At 42.9% G+C, this 21,756-nt stretch carries 20 protein-coding genes and 1 riboswitch; of the genes, 12 read left to right on the forward strand and 8 right to left on the reverse strand.

Translation table 11 applies throughout. From position 1 onward, the window contains the following. Nucleotides 1-67: 67 nt before the first annotated feature. From NSS67_RS00295 to NSS67_RS00305, 3 genes are all read right to left on the reverse strand, one after another. Nucleotides 68-1,492, reverse strand: a complete 1,425-nt coding sequence (locus tag NSS67_RS00295; protein WP_339317806.1) for a HAMP domain-containing sensor histidine kinase — start codon at nt 1,490-1,492, stop codon at nt 68-70. Next, complete coding sequence (locus NSS67_RS00300; RefSeq protein ID WP_339317807.1) at nt 1,489-2,163, reverse strand: response regulator transcription factor; 675 nt, start codon at nt 2,161-2,163, stop codon at nt 1,489-1,491. The genes NSS67_RS00295 and NSS67_RS00300 overlap by 4 nt, the downstream gene beginning before the upstream one ends. 158 nt (nt 2,164-2,321) lie before the next feature. Next, complete coding sequence (locus tag NSS67_RS00305; protein ID WP_339317808.1) at nt 2,322-2,741, reverse strand: pyridoxamine 5'-phosphate oxidase family protein; 420 nt, start codon at nt 2,739-2,741, stop codon at nt 2,322-2,324. 208 nt (nt 2,742-2,949) lie between these two features. On the opposite strand from NSS67_RS00305, the gene NSS67_RS00310 reads away from it, so the two are divergent. The 5 genes from NSS67_RS00310 to NSS67_RS00330 all read left to right on the forward strand — a co-directional run bounded on the left by NSS67_RS00310 (nt 2,950) and on the right by NSS67_RS00330 (nt 8,014). Further along, complete coding sequence (locus tag NSS67_RS00310; RefSeq protein WP_339317809.1) at nt 2,950-4,401, forward strand: hypothetical protein; 1,452 nt, start codon at nt 2,950-2,952, stop codon at nt 4,399-4,401. A gap of 104 nt (nt 4,402-4,505) precedes the next feature. Continuing rightward, a riboswitch (TPP riboswitch) is annotated at nt 4,506-4,616 on the forward strand. Between the two features lie 161 nt (nt 4,617-4,777). After that, nucleotides 4,778-5,830, forward strand: coding sequence for an ABC transporter substrate-binding protein (locus NSS67_RS00315; protein ID WP_339317810.1), 1,053 nt, complete (start codon nt 4,778-4,780; stop codon nt 5,828-5,830). A 264-nt stretch (nt 5,831-6,094) separates the two neighbouring features. Continuing rightward, a complete protein-coding gene (locus NSS67_RS00320) occupies nt 6,095-6,388 on the forward strand; it encodes a thiamine-binding protein (protein WP_339317811.1) in 294 nt (97 codons plus the stop codon). After that, nucleotides 6,385-7,146, forward strand: a complete 762-nt coding sequence (locus NSS67_RS00325; RefSeq protein ID WP_339317812.1) for an ABC transporter permease — start codon at nt 6,385-6,387, stop codon at nt 7,144-7,146. The genes NSS67_RS00320 and NSS67_RS00325 overlap by 4 nt, the downstream gene beginning before the upstream one ends. A 34-nt stretch (nt 7,147-7,180) precedes the next feature. Further along, a complete protein-coding gene (locus NSS67_RS00330; protein WP_339320455.1) occupies nt 7,181-8,014 on the forward strand; it encodes an ABC transporter ATP-binding protein in 834 nt (277 codons plus the stop codon). Between the two features lie 97 nt (nt 8,015-8,111). On the opposite strand, the gene NSS67_RS00335 is transcribed toward NSS67_RS00330, so the two are convergent. Further along, nucleotides 8,112-9,662: a flavocytochrome c gene (locus NSS67_RS00335; RefSeq protein ID WP_339317813.1), complete on the reverse strand. Its 1,551-nt coding sequence runs from the start codon at nt 9,660-9,662 to the stop codon at nt 8,112-8,114. A 188-nt stretch (nt 9,663-9,850) separates the two neighbouring features. Then, nucleotides 9,851-10,600: a WecB/TagA/CpsF family glycosyltransferase gene (locus NSS67_RS00340; protein ID WP_339317814.1), complete on the reverse strand. Its 750-nt coding sequence runs from the start codon at nt 10,598-10,600 to the stop codon at nt 9,851-9,853. Between the two features lie 227 nt (nt 10,601-10,827). Here NSS67_RS00340 and NSS67_RS00345 point away from each other — a divergent pair, with 227 nt between their 5' ends. Then, a complete protein-coding gene (locus NSS67_RS00345) occupies nt 10,828-11,895 on the forward strand; it encodes a YncE family protein (protein ID WP_339317815.1) in 1,068 nt (355 codons plus the stop codon). A gap of 34 nt (nt 11,896-11,929) precedes the next feature. Here the strand turns inward: NSS67_RS00345 and NSS67_RS00350 are convergent, their stop codons facing one another. Next, complete coding sequence (locus NSS67_RS00350; protein ID WP_339317816.1) at nt 11,930-13,453, reverse strand: DHA2 family efflux MFS transporter permease subunit; 1,524 nt, start codon at nt 13,451-13,453, stop codon at nt 11,930-11,932. A 191-nt stretch (nt 13,454-13,644) separates the two neighbouring features. On the opposite strand from NSS67_RS00350, the gene NSS67_RS00355 reads away from it, so the two are divergent. The 5 genes from NSS67_RS00355 to NSS67_RS00375 all read left to right on the forward strand — a co-directional run bounded on the left by NSS67_RS00355 (nt 13,645) and on the right by NSS67_RS00375 (nt 19,066). Continuing rightward, nucleotides 13,645-14,535 (forward strand): TetR/AcrR family transcriptional regulator, encoded by an 891-nt coding sequence (locus NSS67_RS00355; RefSeq protein WP_339317817.1) that lies wholly within the window; start codon nt 13,645-13,647, stop codon nt 14,533-14,535. A gap of 39 nt (nt 14,536-14,574) precedes the next feature. Beyond that, nucleotides 14,575-15,264 (forward strand): response regulator transcription factor, encoded by a 690-nt coding sequence (locus NSS67_RS00360; protein WP_339317818.1) that lies wholly within the window; start codon nt 14,575-14,577, stop codon nt 15,262-15,264. After that, nucleotides 15,261-16,265, forward strand: coding sequence for a sensor histidine kinase (locus NSS67_RS00365; protein ID WP_339317819.1), 1,005 nt, complete (start codon nt 15,261-15,263; stop codon nt 16,263-16,265). Before NSS67_RS00360 ends, NSS67_RS00365 begins: the two co-directional genes overlap by 4 nt. 106 nt (nt 16,266-16,371) lie before the next feature. Continuing rightward, nucleotides 16,372-17,133: an ABC transporter ATP-binding protein gene (locus NSS67_RS00370; RefSeq protein WP_339317820.1), complete on the forward strand. Its 762-nt coding sequence runs from the start codon at nt 16,372-16,374 to the stop codon at nt 17,131-17,133. Further along, complete coding sequence (locus NSS67_RS00375; RefSeq protein ID WP_339317821.1) at nt 17,123-19,066, forward strand: ABC transporter permease; 1,944 nt, start codon at nt 17,123-17,125, stop codon at nt 19,064-19,066. Before NSS67_RS00370 ends, NSS67_RS00375 begins: the two co-directional genes overlap by 11 nt. A gap of 62 nt (nt 19,067-19,128) precedes the next feature. Here NSS67_RS00375 and NSS67_RS00380 read toward each other — a convergent pair whose 3' ends face one another. Both NSS67_RS00380 and NSS67_RS00385 read right to left on the reverse strand, forming a co-directional pair. Beyond that, entirely contained in the window at nt 19,129-19,674 is a 546-nt protein-coding gene (locus tag NSS67_RS00380) for a GNAT family N-acetyltransferase (protein WP_339317822.1), read from the reverse strand. Between the two features lie 69 nt (nt 19,675-19,743). Continuing rightward, on the reverse strand, nt 19,744-20,415 hold the full coding sequence (locus NSS67_RS00385) for an O-methyltransferase (protein ID WP_339317823.1): 672 nt from the start codon (nt 20,413-20,415) through the stop codon (nt 19,744-19,746). Between the two features lie 362 nt (nt 20,416-20,777). Here NSS67_RS00385 and NSS67_RS00390 point away from each other — a divergent pair, with 362 nt between their 5' ends. Then, nucleotides 20,778-21,674, forward strand: a complete 897-nt coding sequence (locus NSS67_RS00390) for a LysR family transcriptional regulator (protein WP_339317824.1) — start codon at nt 20,778-20,780, stop codon at nt 21,672-21,674. Nucleotides 21,675-21,756: the final 82 nt, after the last annotated feature.

Here is a 21,756-nt window from a genome sequence, read left to right on the forward strand (position 1 = left end):
CTTCACCTCGTTAAATAGCATAACGTCCCAAGGTTAAGAACAAGGCGGCATGAAGTTTAAGTTTTGTTTAAATTTCATCCTGTGGATTAAAGATTACAACGGAGGTGCCAACTTCTGTACTCTCCATATCCCACTCTAGCTCCATATGCTTCATTAGAAGATCCACGATAGACAGCCCTAATCCTGCGCCTTTGTAATCGGATGGACTCTGGATGCCTCTACCATGATCCTTAATCATAATGACACGTTGCCCATTACGAGACTCCGTAGAAATCCCAACATAAAGACCACTGCTAGCATGACGCACAATATTCTGAAACAGATTGTCGAGAATACGGCGGAACCACACCTCATCCACCATCCAGAATAGCGGTTCAGCCTCCAGATCAATATCGATCTCGAAGTTCTCTTTTTCCCATACGGGGTACCAAGCAGCGGCACTTTCCCGCAACAAGCGCAACACATCTTTACGCTCCCGCTTCAAGGTGATTCGTCCGCTGTTGAGAAGATTGTAAGATAAAAGATTCTCGATCAAGACGCTGAGATCCGCAATACGCTTATCCATTAGCTGTAAGGACTGTTGCCCTTGTGGGGTTAGGCTCTCCTTAGTCATTACATGGATGTGGCTGCGGATCACTGTTAGCGGTGTACGCAAATCATGAGATAGGTTGGATACTAGACGTTTGCGCAGCTCTTCCTCTTCTATTTCCCTACGGCGGCTTTCATCCAGCTTGGCAACCATTGTATTGAAGGCTTCCTCCAGACGGCCGATCTCATCCAGCTTGCCCGTCATAATAGATTTAGGCATTCGATCCGGTCCCGTAATCGTCATCGCGGTTTGTAGCTGTAGTAGCCGTTTGCGTATTTTTCTAAAGAACAGCAAAGAAACCAGAGCGAATCCTCCAAAAAGAACAAAGAGCACAAAGTAATACAAAGCCCAAGCCCCGACTCCCCCATAAGCCCCTCTGTTTAGCAGCTTGTTTGGAATTTGCATCACCATAAACCCTTTACCTGCTTCCACTCGGTCCCCTACGAAAGCAACGATGGCTAAAGGATCAAGCTTTGTACTTTCTTTCATAAAAGAAATAGCCTCAGCTGCACTCCACTGCTCTGGAACTCCGCTGTCATGATCCTGATTCCCTTCATCGGGTGTAAGAATCAACTGGGTCATCCCCTGCCCATCTACCCAAAACATGGTAGCCTCAGTGTATTTCTGACTCAGTTCCTGTAGCCGTTCATTTATGGCTTCCGAAGGAGCATCTTGCAATTGAAGCGCCTCCTTATGCCACATGGTCTCCAATGCCGAAACACTCGAATACAGAGAGGTATCTACAGGTGGAGCACCTTTAGTCACTTCATTAACAATATTGTAGAGAACAAAAGATAACGGAAGGATCACAGGTATAAATAGCAGTGCAGAAACGATAATAAGCAAATATCCCGATAGCAAAGAGGAGCTGCGCAGCTTACGAATGCGTCCTTTTCCCCTCATGCTCTTACCCGATATCCGATCCCCCGGACCGTTTCAATAATCTCCGGCTTCGCGGGATCAATCTCCAGCTTTTCACGCAAATAACGGATATGTACCATTAAAGTTTTGTCCCCTTCGAGATAGGTCTCTCCCCAAACCGACTCATAGATCTGCTCCTTCGTCATTATCTGGCCGAGATGACGCAGCAAATAAGAAAAAATCTGAAATTGCTTACCCGTAAGCATGACTTCTTCCTGAGTCTGAGCATTTATAATCCGGTTATCCCCTTCATATACGACAAGGTGCTTAAGCGTGAGTGAATCCTGAACAGCGGCTCCATTCCGTCTGAGCAGCACTTCAATCCTGGCTGCCAATTCATCAGGATGAAAAGGCTTTGTCAAATAATCATCCGCGAACTCCAGTCCCTGCAGTTTGTCATCGATCGAGGTTCGTGCGGAGAGCATCAAGATCGGCAGATTAGGGTATGCCTTCTTCAATCGTTGTCCGACAGTAAACCCATCCAGGCCCGGAAGCATTACATCCAGAATAGCCAATTGACAAGGCGCAGCTTCCTCAGACGCTCCCTCCCCGCTCCGCAGCCAGCGTACACTATACCCCCGTTCACTTAAATCCGTAGACACGACGCTGCCGATTTCACGATCATCTTCAATATATAACAGAGTAACAGTCATGTATTTCAAGTCCTCCCTGAATGCTTACCTAAAAAGTTGAAGTCATTATAACATGTTTTCTGAAGTTCACTCAGGAACTTATGCACGACAAAAAGCCATCCTACCCTCATGAGAGATAGGATGGCTGTCAGACTCATTAAATATGATTGTGAAATGACTTATGGATTCCAAACTCCATGCTCTTTATTACTGCCAACATACTCAATACGCGTTGGAGTAAGTTCGAGAATCACATAATTAGGGTCATCAGGTCCTGTAAACCATGGCTCCAGCTCCTTATTCCATACCTTCGCTCGCAGCCCCTCATCCTTAGAGACGGCAGCGGTTGCTTCAATCTCCAGTACATCTTTGCTTCCACCTGACTCATATCCAAGCAATAAAAAGGCATTCGGATTATCAGATAGCTCTTCCACCTTATGCGTCTTACGATTCGTAGCTAAATAAATCTTCAACCCTTCATGAAAAATTGCCATATAACGTACTTTTGGCTTATTTCCTCCTTCGATCGTTCCAAAGGAACCGAACTTGTTATCATCCAAAGCCTTAATAATCAATTGCTCTAGTTGTTTGTGATCCATTACGTAAATCTCTCCCTTCAAGCATTTAAACAAAAGTTTATATATCCAAGCTCACCGTTTAGATTTATCATAGCAATGGTGCTTAATATAATGTACCCTTACGGTTCAGATTGAATCCATACGATTGCCGGGAAGCAATTGAATCAACCCAATCCTTTTAGGGTAATGTGATCCTGTAAGCAAATTCTGAGCACAAGGATGGACTATAATGGACAAGCTCAACACTGAGCCTTTATTACATACTGCACTTATGCAGTTCATATTCCCTTTCTCCATGAAGAAGGGGGAGTCAAAAAAGCTCATCCAACAATTGCAGGGTGATGGATTTACAACTTTTTTTCTGGATAATAAAGCGCTGGAGGATGCCTATTATGGAGATGGCTACTCTGTATCCCATGAAAGAATGGAGCGCACCTATCTGCCATTTGCTGCTCATGTCCTTTTTCCACGTCAGAATGATGTGGACTCTTTCCGTCGCTTTTCTAGAGTAAATAATCTGGACTGCATACTGGAGATGCCACAGCAAACTATAAATTTCAAAGTTCTCTCAACAGATATATTCATATGTCCTTTTCAACTTGGGTTCGTGACCATACGTGTCAAGCTTGAGGGGGAATCGATCCCCTATAGTACAGCACTTGAATTTGCAGACCGCTTTCGAACGCTAGAGAAGACCTTCATACAGGACGACTATACCTATATCCATTGTGGAGAAGAAATCTATGAGTTGGTGGAGCATTTTGTCTTCCGAAATCTGGGGGATAGACTGGAGCCTTTTTTAGATCATTCGGATATCAATGGGGCTTACTTCGAGACGTTACCCTTTTTCGTGGATGAAAGAATGCAGGTGCAAGCCTTTTACGGCTTTCAGAATGAGGAGAACTCAGAAGAGATTACCGTGGATTGCCGTTATCGTGCTTCTCAGCTAGACGGAATGGATCTAAAAGGTGCCCCTACTATTAGCGCCAGCGATCCCGAATATATTGAACACTATTGTAAAGAGCATACTTATAATCGCTGGGGTCCGGACACTTATTATATGATGAATGAGCAGACCTTTTGCTGCCTTACCCGAGCAGAACCAAAGATCGCCGTTAGACTAGCCAACCAAATGTACGGAGAATATTATTACGGGCTTCTACTCAGTATTTTCCATAAAATCGTTCTACTAAAGCTCGCGAATATGCATTCCAGACTCCGTATTAATCGCGATTATGAGGAAATAGACAATCTAATCTTCTCAATCAATAAATTCTCGGCAAAGTTTTATTTCTTGGAGCTGGTTTCGCAGTCACAGGGGCGGGAAATTTTTCTTCAATTACGCAAAGTTTACGGTAACGATGCCCTGTTTGGTGAGGTGAAAGAGACCCTGAATGATCTTTTTCAGTATCAAGATAAGTTTCAGTCCAAGCGTCGGGATAATCTGCTGATGATTCTCACTGTATTTACGGTGGTCAGCGGAATTTACGGCATGAATCAAGTCATTGACGATCTAAAGGGAAATATAGCATGGAGTAAAATGATCGAATATTCCCCATTTGAATTACTTGCCCTCTTCGTAACCGTGACGGGTATTCTAGTGAGTGTAGTCCTTACGGTAAGTGCGCTATTAAACGAGCTTAAAAGGCGCTACCGAAAGAAATATACCGATCTAGATTAACGAAAAAGGATGTATAGATTTGAAAAATTTAGGAGTGTACTACTAGACATTCCGAGAACAGCCGTCTATAATACACCGTATGTACGTGGAAATACCCGTTAACTTCATAGAACCAGGGGTGCTGGAATTGGCCGGCTGAGATTGTATCCCACAAGATACTGACCCTTATACCTGATCTGGATAATGCCAGCGTAGGAATCGCCAATTGGTTTTGGTCCCTGTGACCTTTACTAACCTTGCGCCAAGCCAGCGTCCCGATCACTCGGGGCGCTTTTTTTTGTGTAGATCACAAAAGATGTAGAAGAAATGTACATACTACACTTTACGGTTCATGTTGGATGACGGGATCTGGCAACCTTAAAGGAGAGAAGAAGACATGCAAGTCAAAAAAGCACTCATGCTTAGCCTCACCTGTATGCTCATTCTTGCGATTGCCGGATGCGGCAGCAACAATGGGAATACAGCCGGAAACAAAGGAACTGCTACGGAGTTGGGTGCAGCGACCGGGTCCGATGCTCCAAAAGAGCTAACCAAAGTTAAGGTTGCACTCGACTGGACACCGAACACGAACCACACCGGTCTATACGTAGCCAAGGATCTTGGCTATTACGCTGAAGAAGGTTTGGATGTAGAAATAGTTCAGCCTGGCGCTGCGGGCTCCGACACCATGGTTACCTCTGGCGAAGCTGCCTTTGGCATCAGCGCACAGGAAGGATTGACTCTAGCTCGTCTACAAGGCGTACCCCTTGTCTCGATTGCAGCCATTATTCAGCATAATACGTCGGGTTTCGCCGCTCCAGTTGACCGCCATATTAAATCACCAAAAGATTTCGAAGGTAAAACCTACGGCGGATGGGGCTCTCCTGCTGAAGAAGCAGCCATGAAAGCGATCATGGACCCTGAAGGTGGCGATGTGAAGAAGGTTAAGCTCGTCAGCATTGGGGAAGCAGATTATTTTACAGCCGTAAAACGTGATATTGATTTCGCTTGGATCTTCTACGCATGGACCGGTATTGAAGCCGAGCTGCGTGGTGAGCCACTGGATATGCTGTACTTGAAGGATTACGCGCCTCAGCTTGATTATTACACACCTGTGCTGACGACGAGTGAGAAGCAAATTGCAGAGAATCCAGATTTGGTGAAGGCTTTCTTGAAAGCCACATCGAAAGGCTATCAATATGCGATTGACCATCCGGAAGAGGCTGCCGCTACGTTATCCAAAGCTGTCCCTGACCTGGATGCCGAGCTTGTCCTAGCTAGCCAGAAATGGCTTAGCCCGAAATACAAGGATGATGCTGCCCGCTGGGGTGAGCAAAAAACCGAGGTCTGGCAGAATTACGGCGACTGGATGTATGATCTGAAGCTGCTGGATAAACCACTGGATGCTGCAAGTGCATTCACTAATGATTTTTTACCGGCCGCGGAGTGATGTACTATTAGTTAATGAATTACTTCGTTATCAAAGTTGGCTTTTTGAACTTACCTATTAAATAAGAGTTCAAAAAATCGGCTTTCAGAACCGAGAAGGTTGAACGTTACTTGAGGAAGGAGGAACGGAGCGTAGTGATGTGCTACGTGAGTACCGGACTTCCCAAGTTCGTTCAAGATTCGATGTCGAATCCGCTTCTTGAAATACTTCGTTATCAAAGTTGGCTTTTTGAACTTACATTAAATAATGAGAGGATTGATTATTTTGGCTAACACACTATTAAGCATTCAAGTAATTCCTAAGACTCCTAACGGTGAGGACTCCATCCCATACGTAGATAAAGCAATTGAGGTTATTCAGAAGTCCGGTGTTAAACATCAGGTGAATCCGCTGGAAACCACTATGGAAGGTGAGCTTAGTGAGTTGCTGGAGGTTGTGCGTCAAATGCAGGAAGCACTGATCGAAGCAGGCAGTCCAAGCGTGATCTCACAGATCAAAATCGCTCATAATCCTAACGGAATCAGCATGGACAAGCTGACGGAGAAATATCGGCCGTGAGATCGACTTGGAAGCTAATATGGCCGCCCCTTGTGGCGGTCGTCTTCTTTTTAACCGTATGGCAGCTATCTGTATCTCTATTTCACATTGAACCTTGGATTCTACCGAGTCCTGCGGACATTGCCCATGAATCCACCAGTAATGCCTCAGGTCTCTGGGCTCATACGATGGCTACACTTCGGCTCACATTAATCGGCTTTCCTATTGGTACGGCTGTAGGCTTGATCGTCGCTCTACTTCTACATCTGTTGCCTTGGTCTAAACGGGCTTTTTATCCACTCATTATTCTGAGTCAAAATGTTCCCTCCATCGCACTCGGGCCGCTGCTTATCATCTGGTTCGGCTTCGGCCTTTTGCCCAAAATCGTACTGATAACGCTGGTGTGCTTCTTCCCGGTGGCTGTTGCTGCAATGGGCGGCTTGTCCCAAAGTGATCAGGTTATGATGAATTATATGAAAATGGCGGGCGCAAGCAAGTGGCAAATCTTCACGAAACTAGAGCTCCCCTCTTCTATTCCGGCACTATTTTCCGGTGTGAAAATATCCGCCACCTATGCGGTTATGGGAGCCGTGGTCGCAGAATGGATTGGAGCGGATAAAGGGATTGGCTATTATATGCTCCTCCAGAAATCCGCTTATCGTACGGATCGGATGTTTGTGGCTATTGTAATTATTGTGCTCCTTAGTCTTGTACTCTTTGCTATTATTGCTCTGCTGGAGAAATGGCTTGTCCGTTGGAAGCCGCGCCGTAACTCATAGAAAGGAAGATGCCTGTATGTCTCAAGCGACGCAAATGCAACACAGAACAACAGAAGTCATAAGCTCACCTGAAGCTCATACCGCACCACCTGCTCTTGAAGTAAGCGGCATCTCCAAGTCCTTCTCCCATCGCCGCCTCGAGACAAACGTGCTGAATAACGTCTCTCTCAAGGTAGAACAGCAAGAGTTCGTTTCGATTGTAGGTCCTTCCGGTTGCGGAAAAAGCACCTTATTCCACATGATCGGCGGTCTTGTGAAGCCAGATACGGGAACGATCCATATGAACGGCAAGGTCGTCACGGGACAACGCGGTGAAATTAGTTATATGCCGCAGCAGCCTGCACTGTTCCCTTGGCGGACGATTGAAGACAATGTACTGCTCGCCGGTGAGATCAAAGGCATATTACGGGATGGCGCTCGTGAGGAAGCGAGACATTGGCTCGCCAAGGTTGGGTTAGGCGGGTTCGAACAAGCTTATCCGCATATGCTGTCAGGTGGAATGCAGCAGCGTGCTGCTTTTCTCAGAGCATTGCTCGCTCCGCAGGAGTTGATGCTGCTCGATGAACCTTTCAGCGCTCTAGACGCGTTAACTCGTAGTGAAATGCAGCGCTGGCTACTTGAACTGTGGGAAGAGAATCGCCGCTCCGTATTGTTCATCACCCACAACATTGAAGAAGCGTTGCTGCTCTCTAATCGTATTTATGTATTTTCCGGCCGCCCCGGCTCCATCCTACATACTGTTGACGTGCCATTTCCACGGCCGCGCCGCGATGAGATAACGGATTCCCCAGAATTCCTAACACTCAAGCGCCAGCTGTCGCAATGGATGCGAGAAGAACAGGCTAAGAGCGGGAAAGTAGCCTTCTGAGTAATACATGAGAAATCAAACAAAGAACCGCTTGAGCTTTAAATAGCCCAAGCGGTTCTTTTGTTTTTATTCAGTAATGCTAAATGGAGTTTGTATCTTATTGTGCTTGTACGAACTCAGCAGATTTAATCCCAGCTTGACGTCCGAAAATAATGATTTCTGCTACAGAGTTACCGCCGATTCGGTTTTGACCGTGCAATCCGCCTGTAACTTCACCTGCTGCAAACAGACCAGGAATAGCAGCACCGTCTTTATTTAACACTTCTGTATTCGTATTGATCTTCACACCGCCCATGGTGTAGTGAATCCCTGGAGCGATCTTAATCGCGTAGAAAGGACCTGCGGACAAGTCGTTGTCCATCCCTGTTGTTCTGCCAAATTCAGCATCCTTCTTGTTCTTAACCGCGCTATTCCAAGTATCGAGTGTAGCTTGCAGCTTATCCGCTGGAACACCGATTTCTTTTGCCAATGCCTCAATAGTATCCGCTTTGATCACGAAGCCCATTTTATCATATTGTTCAATGGCTTTAACGCGTGATTTGACGCCAGAATCAAACACAAGAGTAGCGCCTTTTTCAGGAAGTGCATTGATAGCTGCGGTAGCTTTATCACGTGTAGTCAATTCGTTTACGAACCGTTTGCCTTCACTGTTAACCATGATAGATCCTTCGCCGCGAACAGCTTCCCCGATCAGATATGATTTATCTTGTTGAACCGTCGGGTGAACTTGGATTTGATCCATATCAACAGTTGTTCCGCCGAGCGCTTCGATCATCTTGATGCCATCACCAGTACTTCCGATCTGGTTAGTAGTAACGTATCCTTTCAGATCAGGTCTAACTTTAGAGATCATATCCATATTGGCTCCGTAACCACCGGTTGTCACAACAACAGCCTTCGCTGTAATAGTCTTCTCATCAGCTTGGTTAAAGAGTACTTTCGCACCGTCAACCTTACCGTCTTTTTGAGTAATTCCCTTAACATCAGCGTTCACAAATAGTGGAATTTCTTTTTCCTGTACATTTTTCACCAGGCCTTTAACAAGATATTGGCCTACTGCTGATCCGTCTTCTGGACGGTGAGTACGTTTTTCGCTCATACCGCCTGTAATCGTGAGATTGTTCAGTTTAATTCCGATCGAATCTAACCAATCGATAGCACTCGCGGAATTGTCCACGAAGAAGCGAAGCATCTCTTTATTGTTCGTATCATGCCCGCCCTTTAGGGTCTCTTCATAAAACTTATCATTGCTGTCTTCAATGCCTTGTTCTTTTTGAAATTTCGTTTGGGAAGCGTTCATCCCTGACGAGGATTTCATTGTATTCCCGCCAGCAACCGGCATTTTTTCAAAAATAACCGGATTCAATCCTTTAGCTTTGGCTTCCAGTGCAGCCGTCATTCCCGCACCGCCAGCTCCTACAATGATTATATCGTAGCTATCTTTTAATTGATCGAGTGGTGTGTAGCTTACTTCTGATGCGCCTGATACAGCTTCTGTTTTATCATTTTTAGCTGTTTCATTGACCTTACTCTTGTTCTCGTTGCCATTGCTACTTGCTGTAGTACTACTATTACTGTTACCGCATCCTGCGATCACCAGCATGACAGAGAGAATAAGAATAAGGGCAGAGCCTGTTACCTTTTTCATTTTAATTGCGCCCCCTTGTGAATGTTTTCACATTTATAATACAGTAAAAATGATGTTTTGTGAAGCATTTTCTGTAATTAGTTATGATTACCTTTACATTTTCATGTATTTTTTCATATTGGTTTGCATTTCCAGTTAGCTCCCAAACCAAAGAAAGAAAGTCACCCTAGTTAGAGTGACCTTCTTACTTATTTTTTAATCATCGCTTGAAACACAAATTTGGGTAGTACGGACTGTCTGCGCCATCGCGACTTTTGTCCTTTGGCAACAGGGGCGAATAATAGTCGATGCAACCATTCTAAGTTGAGCTTTTTCCATACCGGTGGTGCAGGTTTAACTTTCCCAGCTATGACATCCAGACTTCCCCCCACGCCAAAAACAACCTTAACCTGTGTAAGCGCCTGTTTGTGCTTATAAACCCATTTATCAGAGTATGGCGCACCCATTGCAACAATCAGGAAATCCGGCTGTGCGCCCTGAATCTCTGCCACAATGGAAGGTTCCTCTTCCTTGGTAAGAAATCCATTATGTCTTCCCGCAATCTTCACATTCGGATAGGAGTGAGTGATCGCTTCGACCGCTTTGCAGCTTGTAAGCTCATCGGTGCCTAAGAAATAAAAGCTCCATCCTAGCTTATTCCCTTGCGCGAGCAGCTCAAGCAGTAGTTCATATCCCGTAACTCTTTCTGTTATTGGGTCGCCTTTTCTTCTCGATGCCAGCACTATGCCGATTCCATCAGGAGTGATCAAATCTGCTTCATGAAGTATGGTTCGAAGCAGCTCGTCCGATTGACTAGTTATCGTAATTTCCGGGTTTGCCGTAATCAAATGAAATAGCTTAGATTCCCCAGATTGAATATGTTCTGTTAGATGAAGTGTCGTCTCATCGAGTGTTAGTTTTGAAAAAGGAACGCCTAATATAGAGACTGTTCCAGCCATTTAATCACCTCTCATTAAAAAGTTCATTCCAGTATACCTTACCATACTCAATAAGGGTAGTCGGTGACAATACTCCAAAAAATATAACGTTTACATACCCCCGGAAATAAAGATAAGGGAATATCATTTTAATCCCCGAAGATGCGTCTTGCAACGATATATGAAGTACACTTTTGCCCTTGCCCAAATATAATGAACTATCTATTTATTTGAAAAGGGGTATAAGCATGGCGCAGCCAAAAGTGATTGCTACAGTCCGCTCTGCCGGACCGATCGGAGATATCGAAGTAAACGTTATTACAAATCGAGTATACTTTGTTAACCCAGACACCGAGGCTGGAACTATCGGGGTACTCGATGGCAGAACGAATCGAATTATCGCACGCATTAATGTAGGAAGACTGCCCACACAGCTCGGAATTAACCCCCAAACTAACCGAATCTATGTGCCTAATTTCCGTGACGATACGGTTTCTGTAATTAATGGGCGGACAAACCAGGTGATCAAGACTGTGAAAGTGGGCCGAATGCCTGATAATATCGGAGTAAATGTTCGAAATAATTTAATTTATGTAACTAGCATAGTCGGAATTATATTCGTCATAGATGGGAAAACAAACCAGATCAAAACCAAGATTGAAGTCGGCGGTCGCCCTTCCAGAATCGTTATCAATGAACTTACAAATCGGATCTATGTGACCAATACAATAAATAATTCGGTCTCCGTCATTAACGGGAATACACAGGCTATCATTGCGACCATTAAGGTCGGCAATAACCCTGTGATAACACCTGCACTTAATGTAATCACAAACCGTATTTATGTCGCTAATAACTTAAGTCGGTTTCTCTCAGTGATCAATGGTCGCAACAACAAGCTGCTACAAAATGTGCAGCTGGGACGTCTGCAAAGTGAGGTCGTTATCAATCCGCTGACAAATCGTATTTATGTCTCAAGTGCACAAGTTGAAGGTAAAGGAAAGCTATTTGTCATCAACGGAAGTAATAACAAAATCATTACTACAAGGGTTCTACCTACCTCATCCAACATAACCATTAATCCGAATACAAATCATTTGTTCGTTGGCAATTTCGATAAGAATCACATGTCCGTTTATAACGCCACCACGTTTAAAAGGCTCGCAAGATTTCCCTCAGTATCAGGCAGCACTGTGCTAAACCCACTCACCAATAGAGTTTATGTAGGAGGAAATGACTCCATCACAGTCATTCAGGACGTACCAGAACTAATTCGATTAGGTAAGCATAATTTTAAAAAAAGCGCCCACCATTAGGTGAGCGCCTTTCTATTTAACAGATCACATTGAACTAATGCGATACAGCTTGCTTAGTAGCTACTTTCTTGGAAGTCACTTTTTCTTCTGCCGTTTCCTTAGGCTGTACCCCTCTTTTAATGAAGAAAGCTAAGACAAATGCAATGATGGCTACGCCTACGGACACTAAGAATGCATCGTTAATCCCCTCAATGGTTGCTTTCGCAATGACTTGATTTTGGATACCAAGCAATTGATCTGCCGAAGGCTTAGTCGTTAATTTACTTACAGCATCAGCAACCATATCCTTCACATGTGAAGTGGTACTGTTGGACATAATTGTTACGAGCAATGCTCCGCCAATCGCGCCCGAGACTTGCTGAATCGTACTGTTCATGGCTGTACCATGCGGCGTGTATTTAGCTGGAATGGAGTTCAGGCCATTAGTCATAACAGGCATCATAACCATTGAAATCCCAAACATTCTCACAGAATAAAGAATCATGAGTGTTGAGTATTTAGTGTTTTCGGTCAAATCACTAAAGAAATACGTACTAATCACAACGATAGCTAGACCAATTAGTGCTAATACTTTACCGCCGAATTTATCGAACAATTTACCTGTGATTGGTGACATAACCCCCATAATTAACGCACCAGGCAACATTAGGAGTCCCGAATCCAGCGGTGAAATCCCTCTAATATTCTGCAAGTAAATCGGCATTAGCATCATCGCCGAGAACATTGCCATATTCAGAGTAATCGAAATCGCTGAGGATAAAGCAAACATTGGATATTTGTACACTCTGAAGTTAAGCATAGGCTCCTTCATCTTCATCTGACGCAGAATGAATATCACTAATCCGATGACCCCGATAATAAGGGTGGAGTAGACCATTGGATCATCCCATCCTTTATTCCCAGCGGAGCTGAAGCCGTATAGAAGACCCCCGAAACCAATCGCTGATAAAAGTACAGATAGAAAATCAATCTTAATAGCCACATCTTTTTTAGGATCATGCAATTTGAAGAAGGCGAGAACGAATACCAATACAGCGATCGGTGCGATCATAAAGAATAGAACAGGCCATTCATAATGCTCGATAATCCATCCAGATAATGTAGGACCGATAGCTGGTGCAAAAATCATTACCAATCCGAACATTCCCATAGCCGAGCCACGTTTTTCAGGTGGGAAGGTGGTGAACAATACGTTCATTAATAATGGCATCATAATTGCGGCCCCTGAAGCTTGAACCATTCTGGCAATCAATAATACAGGGAAGTTTGGTGCGAATCCTCCGATAAAGGTCCCTATCGCAAATAATCCAATGGCGATTAAGAACAATCGTCTAGCGGTATATTTTTGAATTAAAAAGGCCGTTGAAGGAATCATGATCCCGTTCACTAGCATATAACCCGTTGATAGCCACTGTACCGTTGAGGCACTGACATCAAAATCCTTCATAATCGATGGTAAAGCTATATTGAGTAGTGTATTACTCAGTAAAGCAACAAATGCACCAATCATAAGGATTACCAAAATCCCGTAGGATGCTTTATTTTCTTTTGCTTTCATTTTGGAATCCTCCATTCTATAATCATACTATCAGTTCAAAAATGGACTCAAGTTACAATCCAGTGTAGAATATATTACTCTCTTATTTCCTACTTGGCAAGATAAAATTATTTAAAATTGAAATTGTATTACGTTAAAATATAAGCTAGTCTATATTGGAACAAAGAGTTCAGCTTAAAGGGGCACCTCAGATGATAAATAAACGAAAAGAGCAAGTTATTCTTAAGGCACATGAATTATTTATTGAAAAAGGCTACCACGCCACATCCATTCAGGATATTTTAAATCATAGTCGGATCTCTAAAGGATCCTTTTATAACTATTTCCCTTCCAAAGGGGATCTCTTTAAAGCTGTATTCACGTCTATTCACGATCGTCTTGAAGAAGGGCGAAATTCTCTGCTCATTGGTCAAGACCCTTCTGACATTGGGATATTTGCCGAACAGGTTCAGCTGGTTATGAAAATTAATAAAAACAACAAAATGCTACAGCTCGTAGAAGATGCTCTGGTCTCCAATGATCCAGACTTAATTACGTTTATCAAAAAAACTAAGTTCACCTTCTTAACCTGGGTGTATGAACGTTTCCTTCATATTTTTCCTGCGGATAAGAAACCCTATTTACTGGACGGAGCGATCATTTTTACCGGAATCATGCAACATATGCTGCAAATCAATAGTGCGATGAATGAAGTCATCACCTCTAAGCAAATCATTGATTATTGCACTATTCTTATTCAAACGATTGTGGTGGACGTAAGTGAAAAGGAAATTCAGCTTATCTCGCCCGATCACGTGACTAAATTGTTGCCCGCAGCCGAATATAGTGATTTCTTCAATAATGATTTATCCTTTGCGACAATAAGCTTGAAGAAAATTATCGAGAGATCATGTGCACCCGATGATGCGAACCTCACTAACTATCTAAAGCTGTTGTACTTTATTCAAGAAGAAATCATGCACAACAAGGAACCAAGACAGTTCTTAATTGAAAGTGCCCTGTTATCATTAAAGACATGCCCCAAGCTGAATGATACGAAAGAGTTTGAGCATTATCAGGCAGTATTATCTAAAATGCTGTAACACAAATTCTTGTAACAAACTAAAAGTGTGGTGACCCCTATGTTCAAGCTCTTATTAATTGAAGATGATACAACGCTGTTTAATGAGATCAAGGAGCGACTTACGCAGTGGTCTTATGAAGTGTATGGCATTCAAGATTTCAGTAATGTGACGCAGGAATTTATAGAGATCAAACCTGATCTAGTTATAATCGACATCCAGCTCCCAAAATTCGATGGATTTCATTGGTGCCGAATGATTCGCTCTCACTCTAACCTTCCAATTATCTTCTTATCCTCTCGGGATCATCCGACGGATATGGTAATGTCCATGCAGCTTGGAGCCGATGATTATATCCAAAAGCCCTTCCATTTCGATGTACTTATTGCCAAGGTCCAAGCAATCCTACGGCGTGTGTACAATTACAATACGGATAACATCGAACTCAAAACATGGTGCGGAGCAACCGTCGATTATGAACGAAACCTAGTGACCAATGATGCGGGATCGCTAGAGCTTACGAAGAATGAGATTTTCATATTGAAATTGCTGATTGAGAACAAGAATAAAATTGTCACCCGCGAGGAGCTAATTAACAGATTGTGGGATGATAAACGTTTTATTAGTGACAATACCCTTACTGTCAATGTAAATCGGCTGCGAAAGAAGCTGGATGAACTTGGATTAGGTGTTTTCATTGAAACGAAGGTTGGACAAGGGTATATGGCCATCGAAGAGGAATCACTATGATTAAAAAGTATCTCTTGGAAAGAAGCAGCTGGATCATCCTAGTTCTCTTTACCAATCTATTTATACTCTTTGTCACCTACATGGATCCGTCCATCCCACTCTCTTCGGTTCTCTATCTGGTCTCCTTGTCGATGCTCTTTTTCGTGATGTTCTTAATCCTTCGCTATCCCAGGGAAACCAGGTTCTATAAGAGCTTAGCTGAGCGAGATGATGATCTGGATTTAACAAGTATCGCCACTCCCGAAAGCCCGTTTGAGCAAATTATTGAAGAGAGCATGACCAATCAAGCTAAATTGTTAAAACGGGCAGCTTCGAATAATCTAATGACGTTAGAGCAAGAGAAGGATGAACTGTTGTCGTGGATTCATGAGGTGAAGACCCCTCTGACAGCGATGCATCTAATGATTGAGCGAATTGAAGATGATGTAATGAAGAAGCATCTGACCTATGAATGGCTGCGAATTCATCTTCTACTGGATCAACAGCTCCATCAAAGGAGAATTCCCTTTATCGAGAATGATTTGTATATAGAACATATCGATTTAGAGACGCTTATTTTCGGGGAGATTAAGACGTTGCAATCCTGGTGTATTCAGAAGGGCATTGGCTTTGAACTGAACTTGGAAGTAGCTGAAGTGCTTAGTGATGCCAAATGGCTGGCATTTATCCTCAGACAACTCCTAACCAACGCTGTAAAATATAGTGAAGCCTCAGATATTACAGTGAATAGCTATCAGCAAGCTGAGCATATCGTTCTTGAGGTGAAGGATCATGGACGCGGGATAGATCCAAAGGATCTGCCTCGCATATTTGAAAGAGGCTTTACCTCCACCACGGTGCATCGTGACAATGCCGCCACAGGCATGGGATTATATTTAGCCAAAAAAGCAGCGCAGCCCTTATTAATCGTCATCGGAGTTCAATCTGAGCTCGGATCAGGGACGACGTTCACTTTAACGTTTCCACTTAAAAATGAATTCGTGAAGCTCTCAAGCGTGTGACAACAATGTCACATGCTTTTTCATTTTGTTCGGGCAATCGAAGGATAAGAACAGGAAAGCCTTTTATAATAAGGCTATACAAGAAACAAAAGGGGAGTGAATCATTATGGCAATTCTAGAAGCCACTAAAATTCATAAAAGCTACGGAAATAAATTAAACAAACAATCCGTATTAAGCGGACTGGATATTTCTATAGAAGAAGGCGAATTTGTTGGGATTATGGGATCTTCCGGTTCAGGAAAGACGACGCTACTTAACGTGCTCTCGTCAATTGACCAGATCAGCAACGGATCGATTACCATCGAAGGTAATGAAATCTCCAATATGAAAGAAAAGCAATTAGCTGAATTTCGGAAAAATCATTTAGGATTTATTTTTCAAGAGTACAATCTTCTGGACACGCTGACGGTGAAGGAGAACATCTTGTTACCGCTATCCATCACCAACACCCCCAAGAAAATCGCCAATGAAAAATTCGAAAACGTCGCGAGGGAACTGGGGATTTTAGAGTTAAAGAATAAGTACCCGAATGAAATCTCTGGGGGGCAAAAACAACGTACCTCCGCTGCTCGGGCCTTCATTCATGATCCAAGCATTATTTTTGCTGACGAGCCTACCGGAGCCTTGGATTCTAAATCTGCTTCTGATTTGTTAAATAAGCTAAGTGAACTAAATCAAAGACGAAAAGCAACGATAGTTATGGTTACGCATGATCCAGTAGCTGCTAGCTATTGCAGTAGAGTTATTTTTATAAAGGATGGCACGATCTATACGCAATTGAATAAAGGGGAACAATCCAGACAAGTCTTCTTCAACGACATTATAAAAACACAAGGTGTATTGGGTGGTGTGCAGAATGAGCATTAATGTACTGATGCTTCGAAATCTGCGAAAAAACATTAGAAATTATTATCTGTATGTGTTTGCTCTCGTCTTTAGCGTGGCCTTATATTTCGCCTTTGTTACATTGCAGTACGATCCCTCGATGGATGCGGTAGAAGGCTCGATCAAAGGGGGCGCAGCAATCAAGTCCGCCTCGGTCTTACTAGTCGTGATTGTATCGATTTTCCTGTTATATGCTAACACCATCTTCATTAAACGACGTGGTAAAGAAATCGGACTATTTCAGTTAATTGGGATGACCAAAAGTAAAATATTCCGTATTCTTACTGCCGAGAACTTCATACTATATTTTGGTTCTTTAATTCTAGGGATAGCCGTAGGCTTTTCTGTTTCAAAATTAATCCTCATGATTCTTTTTAAAACGATGGGGATCGATGCGATAGCTTCCCTTCATTTTTCTGCCCCAGCCCTGATCCAAACGCTGATTGTATTCTTTATAATCTATCTCTTAATCATGCTGATGAATTATGGCTTTATTAAAAGACAAAGCATTCTATCCTTATTCCGGGTGACCTCAACCACAGAAGGCAACGTGAAAAAGCTGTCCATCTTTGAAATGATTATAGGAATCGCCGGGATCGCATTGATTGCAGTAGGCTATACCATTTCATCAACATTATTTAGTGGAAATCTCACATCGATGAATAAGCTATTTGTATCTATGATCATTATTCTGGCTTCAGTTATCATTGGGACTTATCTTTTTTATAAAGGCTCGGTAAGCTTTATCTTTCATATCATTCGTAAAAAGAAAAACGGGTACCTGAACATTAATGAGGTGTTATCTCTCTCCTCCATTATGTTTCGTATGAAATCAAATGCCGTATTATTAACCATCATTACTACGGTATCGGCGCTTGCGCTGGGGTTATTATCCTTGAGCTATATTTCATTCTACTCTGCTGAGAAATCTGCGAAGCTCTATGTCCCGTCTGATTTCATTCTTACTGACATCAAGGATGCTGGACAATTTAAAGAGGCGTTAGTTGCGAACAATTTAGTGTTTACAGAAAAAAAGACAGAAGTCATTAAGGTTGATGTAAATGTGGAGAAGGTTCTGGGTGACAATCCAAAGGGATCCAGTATGATCTCTAATATCATGCCCTTTTCTGTTATTAGCGAAAATGCACTTGAAGGCATGAATCTGTCACCAAATGAGGCCTATTTTACAAAGATAAGTAGTGCAATGGATAATCTGATTTCTCTAAAAGACGAAGGTCCCATTGAATTTAAGGGAGCGCATGAAGTTATTCCGCAAGCTTATAAAAAAGTAGATAAGAATGCCCCTATTTTAGGGTATTTCACAGGTGGCTTACCGGTTGCTATTGTAGACGAAACCATCTTCGACCGCTTAAAGAAGGATCTGGACCCAGCCATTCAAAGGGACTACTCCGTGAATATCGGAATCGATATGAAAGATCGGGCAAGCGTTGAACAGGCTAATGATCTATTTCAGAGCATGAAATTTAAAGATAAAAGCATTAACGACTCTCAATTGGAGACGAAAAACAATCAAAAGCAAAATATGGGACTCATCATGTTTATCGTTGCCTTTCTGGGGCTAACCTTCCTGATTACCTCCGGATGCATTCTTTACTTTAAACAAATGGATGAGAGCGAGAACGAAAAACCCAACTACACGATCCTAAGAAAGCTTGGTTTCACGCAAGGTGATCTGCTTAGAGGGATTCAGATGAAACAATTGTTCAATTTCGGGATTCCATTAGTCATAGGTCTGCTTCACAGCTACTTTGCCGTTAAATCCGGCTGGTTCTTCTTCGGTACAGAGCTTATGACACCAATGATTCTGGTGATGATCCTTTACACCGCTTTGTATTCGATCTTTGCAGTATTGTCCGTTTTCTATTACAAAAAGGTGATTAAAGAGTCGCTCTAAAACAAAGAGGGTGTTCCAAAAGCCAGCATGGCTTAGGAGCACCCTCTTTGTTATCATACCTCTTATTCTCTATCTTCATATTCAATCTTAGTTAACCCGTAAAAGACTAGATCCTCGAATTTATCCCATTTTAAAATATGCCGTTTAAATTCTCCTTCAAATCTCATCCCAGCTTTTTTCATAACATTAGAGGAAGCAGGATTTCTAGTCATTGCCGCTGCCCATATTTTATTTAATACGAGGTCTTCAAATCCAAAGTCGATTAATCGCTTAGCCGCTTCAGTCGCATAGCCGTTTCCCCAAAAAGGTCTACCTACCCAATAAGCAAGTTCACCTCTTCTATGCGATTTGTCTATATTTAGGCTCATACAACCCATTAGGGCGTTGCTCTCTTTACTTATTAAAGCAAAAGGAAATCCATCCCCTTCGTCTGCGCGCTTACTACAGTTACTAATCCAAGATTCAGCCGCTCCATCAGGATATGGATAGGGAATAGATAGAGTTGTTCTAGCTACCTCTATATCCCCAGCAAGCGCTTGAATTTCAATTGCATCTGTTGATTGAAACGGTCTTAGCACTAACCTTTGTGTTTCAAATGTAGGTTGCATAGGAGGTACCTCTCACTATTGGATTTTCAATAGATTATATTACAATTGTTGGATATTGCAATACATAAATCAGCTATTCACAATCCCCAATACAAATCCATCGTATCCTTTACTTCCCACCGTCTGAATGGCAGTAGCCGAAATCCTAGGCTCTTCTGCTAACAGATCATAAAATTCCCGTACGCCTACTACACGAGGATCTTTGCTATTCTTGTTAATGACCTCACCCTCACGAATCACATTATCGCCTATAATCACCGTACCAGGATGGGAGAATTGAAGCGCCCATTGTAAATAGTTAGGGTTATTCGGTTTATCTGCATCAATGAATATAAAGTCAAAGGGTTCCACACCCTCTTGTTTCATCTGAGACAATTGCCCCAAAGCATCGCCAATACACAGCTCTACCAGATTATCTACCTGAGCAAGCGAGAAATTGGCTCCAGCCACCTGAGCATGAGATGGATCTAGCTCCAAGGTAACGATGTGTCCATCCGACGGGAGCGCTCTTGCCATCCAAATCGTGCTGTACCCACCCAAGGTGCCAATCTCCAGAATCCGACGTGCACCTTTCATTTGAACCAATAGGTTAAGGAATTTACCCTGACTAGGTGAAACATCAAAAGGCGGAAGTCCTGCCTGTTGATTGGCGGACAATACTTCCTCGAGCACGGAGTCATGCGGAATTAGACGTTCTGTAATGTACTGGTCAACTTTATCCCATGTAGTCGTTTGATTCATATTTATCACTTCTCCTTTGGGTTTTAATATTAAACTCCAGTAATTTGGGATCGGTCGTAACTACGAGGAGTGTTTGGACTTCCGGCCGCTGTTGTCTCCAGATTTCTTTAATTAAACCACTATTCATGGTTGAAATCTGGAGACAAAGGCGATCGCTACGCTCCTACAGTTCCAAACCTCCTCTTCGTCACTCCCTTTCCCTAACTAAAAATTCACATTCAAACTCAAATTCAAGTTCAAGTTTGATTTCAAGTTCATCTTTATGCCTGTATTGTAAATCAGCTATAATCATAAATATAATATATCTTTAAATCTAAATTATATATTTAATATATGAATCAAACGACGATGGGAGTTTAATCATGAATCTACATGCCTTGCGCTTATTCCATGTGATCGCATCAATGGGTAGTGTGACACGCGCTTCAGAAGCTTTAAATATCAGTCAACCTGCGATTACAGCTCAGATCAAGAAATTCGAAAAGGAACTATCCTTCGCCCTATTTAAGCCTCAAGGAAGAGGGATCGCGTTAACGAATGCGGGTGAAGAGCTTGCATTACTCGCCAAAAGACTGTTCGCTGTCGAACAGCAGATCGAACAATTTGCTCAAGATTACGTTAACGGCACGAATGGAAGTATTCGTCTAGCCGCGACGTATTTGCCCGCTCACTTCCTTATCCCTACCTGGATCGCAAAGTTCAAACAACAATATGAACAAGTGGAAATGGTGATTACCACCACCAATTCAAGTGATGCTCTGAAGCAGCTGTTAAATGTAGATGTGGATATGGCGATTTACGGAGGGATTGCCGAGGCATATCCAGATACGATCCAGACAGAGGAGTTATTTCAGGATGAGCTATGGTTTGTGGTCGCGCCCCATCACCGCTATGCGAATCGGCAAGTTTCTTTATCCGATATGATGAAGGAGCCTTTTGTCATGCGTGAGGAAGGTAGTTCGACAAGGGAGAGATTATTATCTTTATGCCGTACATACAACACACCTGCTCCCACGATCTCTTTGCAATTTAATGGACTACATGAAGCGATCCAAGCAGTTACCGCCGGATATGGCGCGAACTTCGTTTCTTCGCTCGTTGTACGTGAATATGTAGAACGTGGAGAGTTATGCCGAGTTTATGTTGAAGGCATACATCTGAAGAATATCATTGCGATCTGTACGCGGAAAAACGAACCTTTATCAGCCTCTGCGGACAACCTTATTCAGATGATCCGCCAAAATCCTTATACGATGTAGTATTAATGGTCTGGGGAGGCTTATCGGAATCGCGGCAAGGAAGTGTCCTGAATCGGAATTTTTTCCTAGCAGGTTTGATCGT

This window comes from Paenibacillus sp. FSL R10-2734, assembly GCF_037963865.1.
GTDB lineage: Bacteria > Bacillota > Bacilli > Paenibacillales > Paenibacillaceae > Paenibacillus_AQ.

Excerpts from the sequence above, each read along its gene's own strand:
- NSS67_RS00295 (WP_339317806.1), bottom strand. The coding sequence starts at position 1,492 with ATGAGGGGAAAAGGACGCATTCGTAAGCTGCGCAGCTCCTCTTTGCTA.
- NSS67_RS00300 (WP_339317807.1), bottom strand. The coding sequence starts at position 2,163 with ATGACTGTTACTCTGTTATATATTGAAGATGATCGTGAAATCGGCAGC.
- NSS67_RS00305 (WP_339317808.1), bottom strand. The coding sequence starts at position 2,741 with ATGGATCACAAACAACTAGAGCAATTGATTATTAAGGCTTTGGATGAT.
- NSS67_RS00310 (WP_339317809.1), top strand. The coding sequence starts at position 2,950 with ATGGACAAGCTCAACACTGAGCCTTTATTACATACTGCACTTATGCAG.
- NSS67_RS00315 (WP_339317810.1), top strand. The coding sequence starts at position 4,778 with ATGCAAGTCAAAAAAGCACTCATGCTTAGCCTCACCTGTATGCTCATT.
- NSS67_RS00330 (WP_339320455.1), top strand. The coding sequence starts at position 7,181 with ATGCAACACAGAACAACAGAAGTCATAAGCTCACCTGAAGCTCATACC.
- NSS67_RS00335 (WP_339317813.1), bottom strand. The coding sequence starts at position 9,662 with ATGAAAAAGGTAACAGGCTCTGCCCTTATTCTTATTCTCTCTGTCATG.
- NSS67_RS00340 (WP_339317814.1), bottom strand. The coding sequence starts at position 10,600 with ATGGCTGGAACAGTCTCTATATTAGGCGTTCCTTTTTCAAAACTAACA.
- NSS67_RS00345 (WP_339317815.1), top strand. The coding sequence starts at position 10,828 with ATGGCGCAGCCAAAAGTGATTGCTACAGTCCGCTCTGCCGGACCGATC.
- NSS67_RS00350 (WP_339317816.1), bottom strand. The coding sequence starts at position 13,453 with ATGAAAGCAAAAGAAAATAAAGCATCCTACGGGATTTTGGTAATCCTT.
- NSS67_RS00355 (WP_339317817.1), top strand. The coding sequence starts at position 13,645 with ATGATAAATAAACGAAAAGAGCAAGTTATTCTTAAGGCACATGAATTA.
- NSS67_RS00360 (WP_339317818.1), top strand. The coding sequence starts at position 14,575 with ATGTTCAAGCTCTTATTAATTGAAGATGATACAACGCTGTTTAATGAG.
- NSS67_RS00365 (WP_339317819.1), top strand. The coding sequence starts at position 15,261 with ATGATTAAAAAGTATCTCTTGGAAAGAAGCAGCTGGATCATCCTAGTT.
- NSS67_RS00370 (WP_339317820.1), top strand. The coding sequence starts at position 16,372 with ATGGCAATTCTAGAAGCCACTAAAATTCATAAAAGCTACGGAAATAAA.
- NSS67_RS00375 (WP_339317821.1), top strand. The coding sequence starts at position 17,123 with ATGAGCATTAATGTACTGATGCTTCGAAATCTGCGAAAAAACATTAGA.
- NSS67_RS00380 (WP_339317822.1), bottom strand. The coding sequence starts at position 19,674 with ATGCAACCTACATTTGAAACACAAAGGTTAGTGCTAAGACCGTTTCAA.
- NSS67_RS00385 (WP_339317823.1), bottom strand. The coding sequence starts at position 20,415 with ATGAATCAAACGACTACATGGGATAAAGTTGACCAGTACATTACAGAA.
- NSS67_RS00390 (WP_339317824.1), top strand. The coding sequence starts at position 20,778 with ATGAATCTACATGCCTTGCGCTTATTCCATGTGATCGCATCAATGGGT.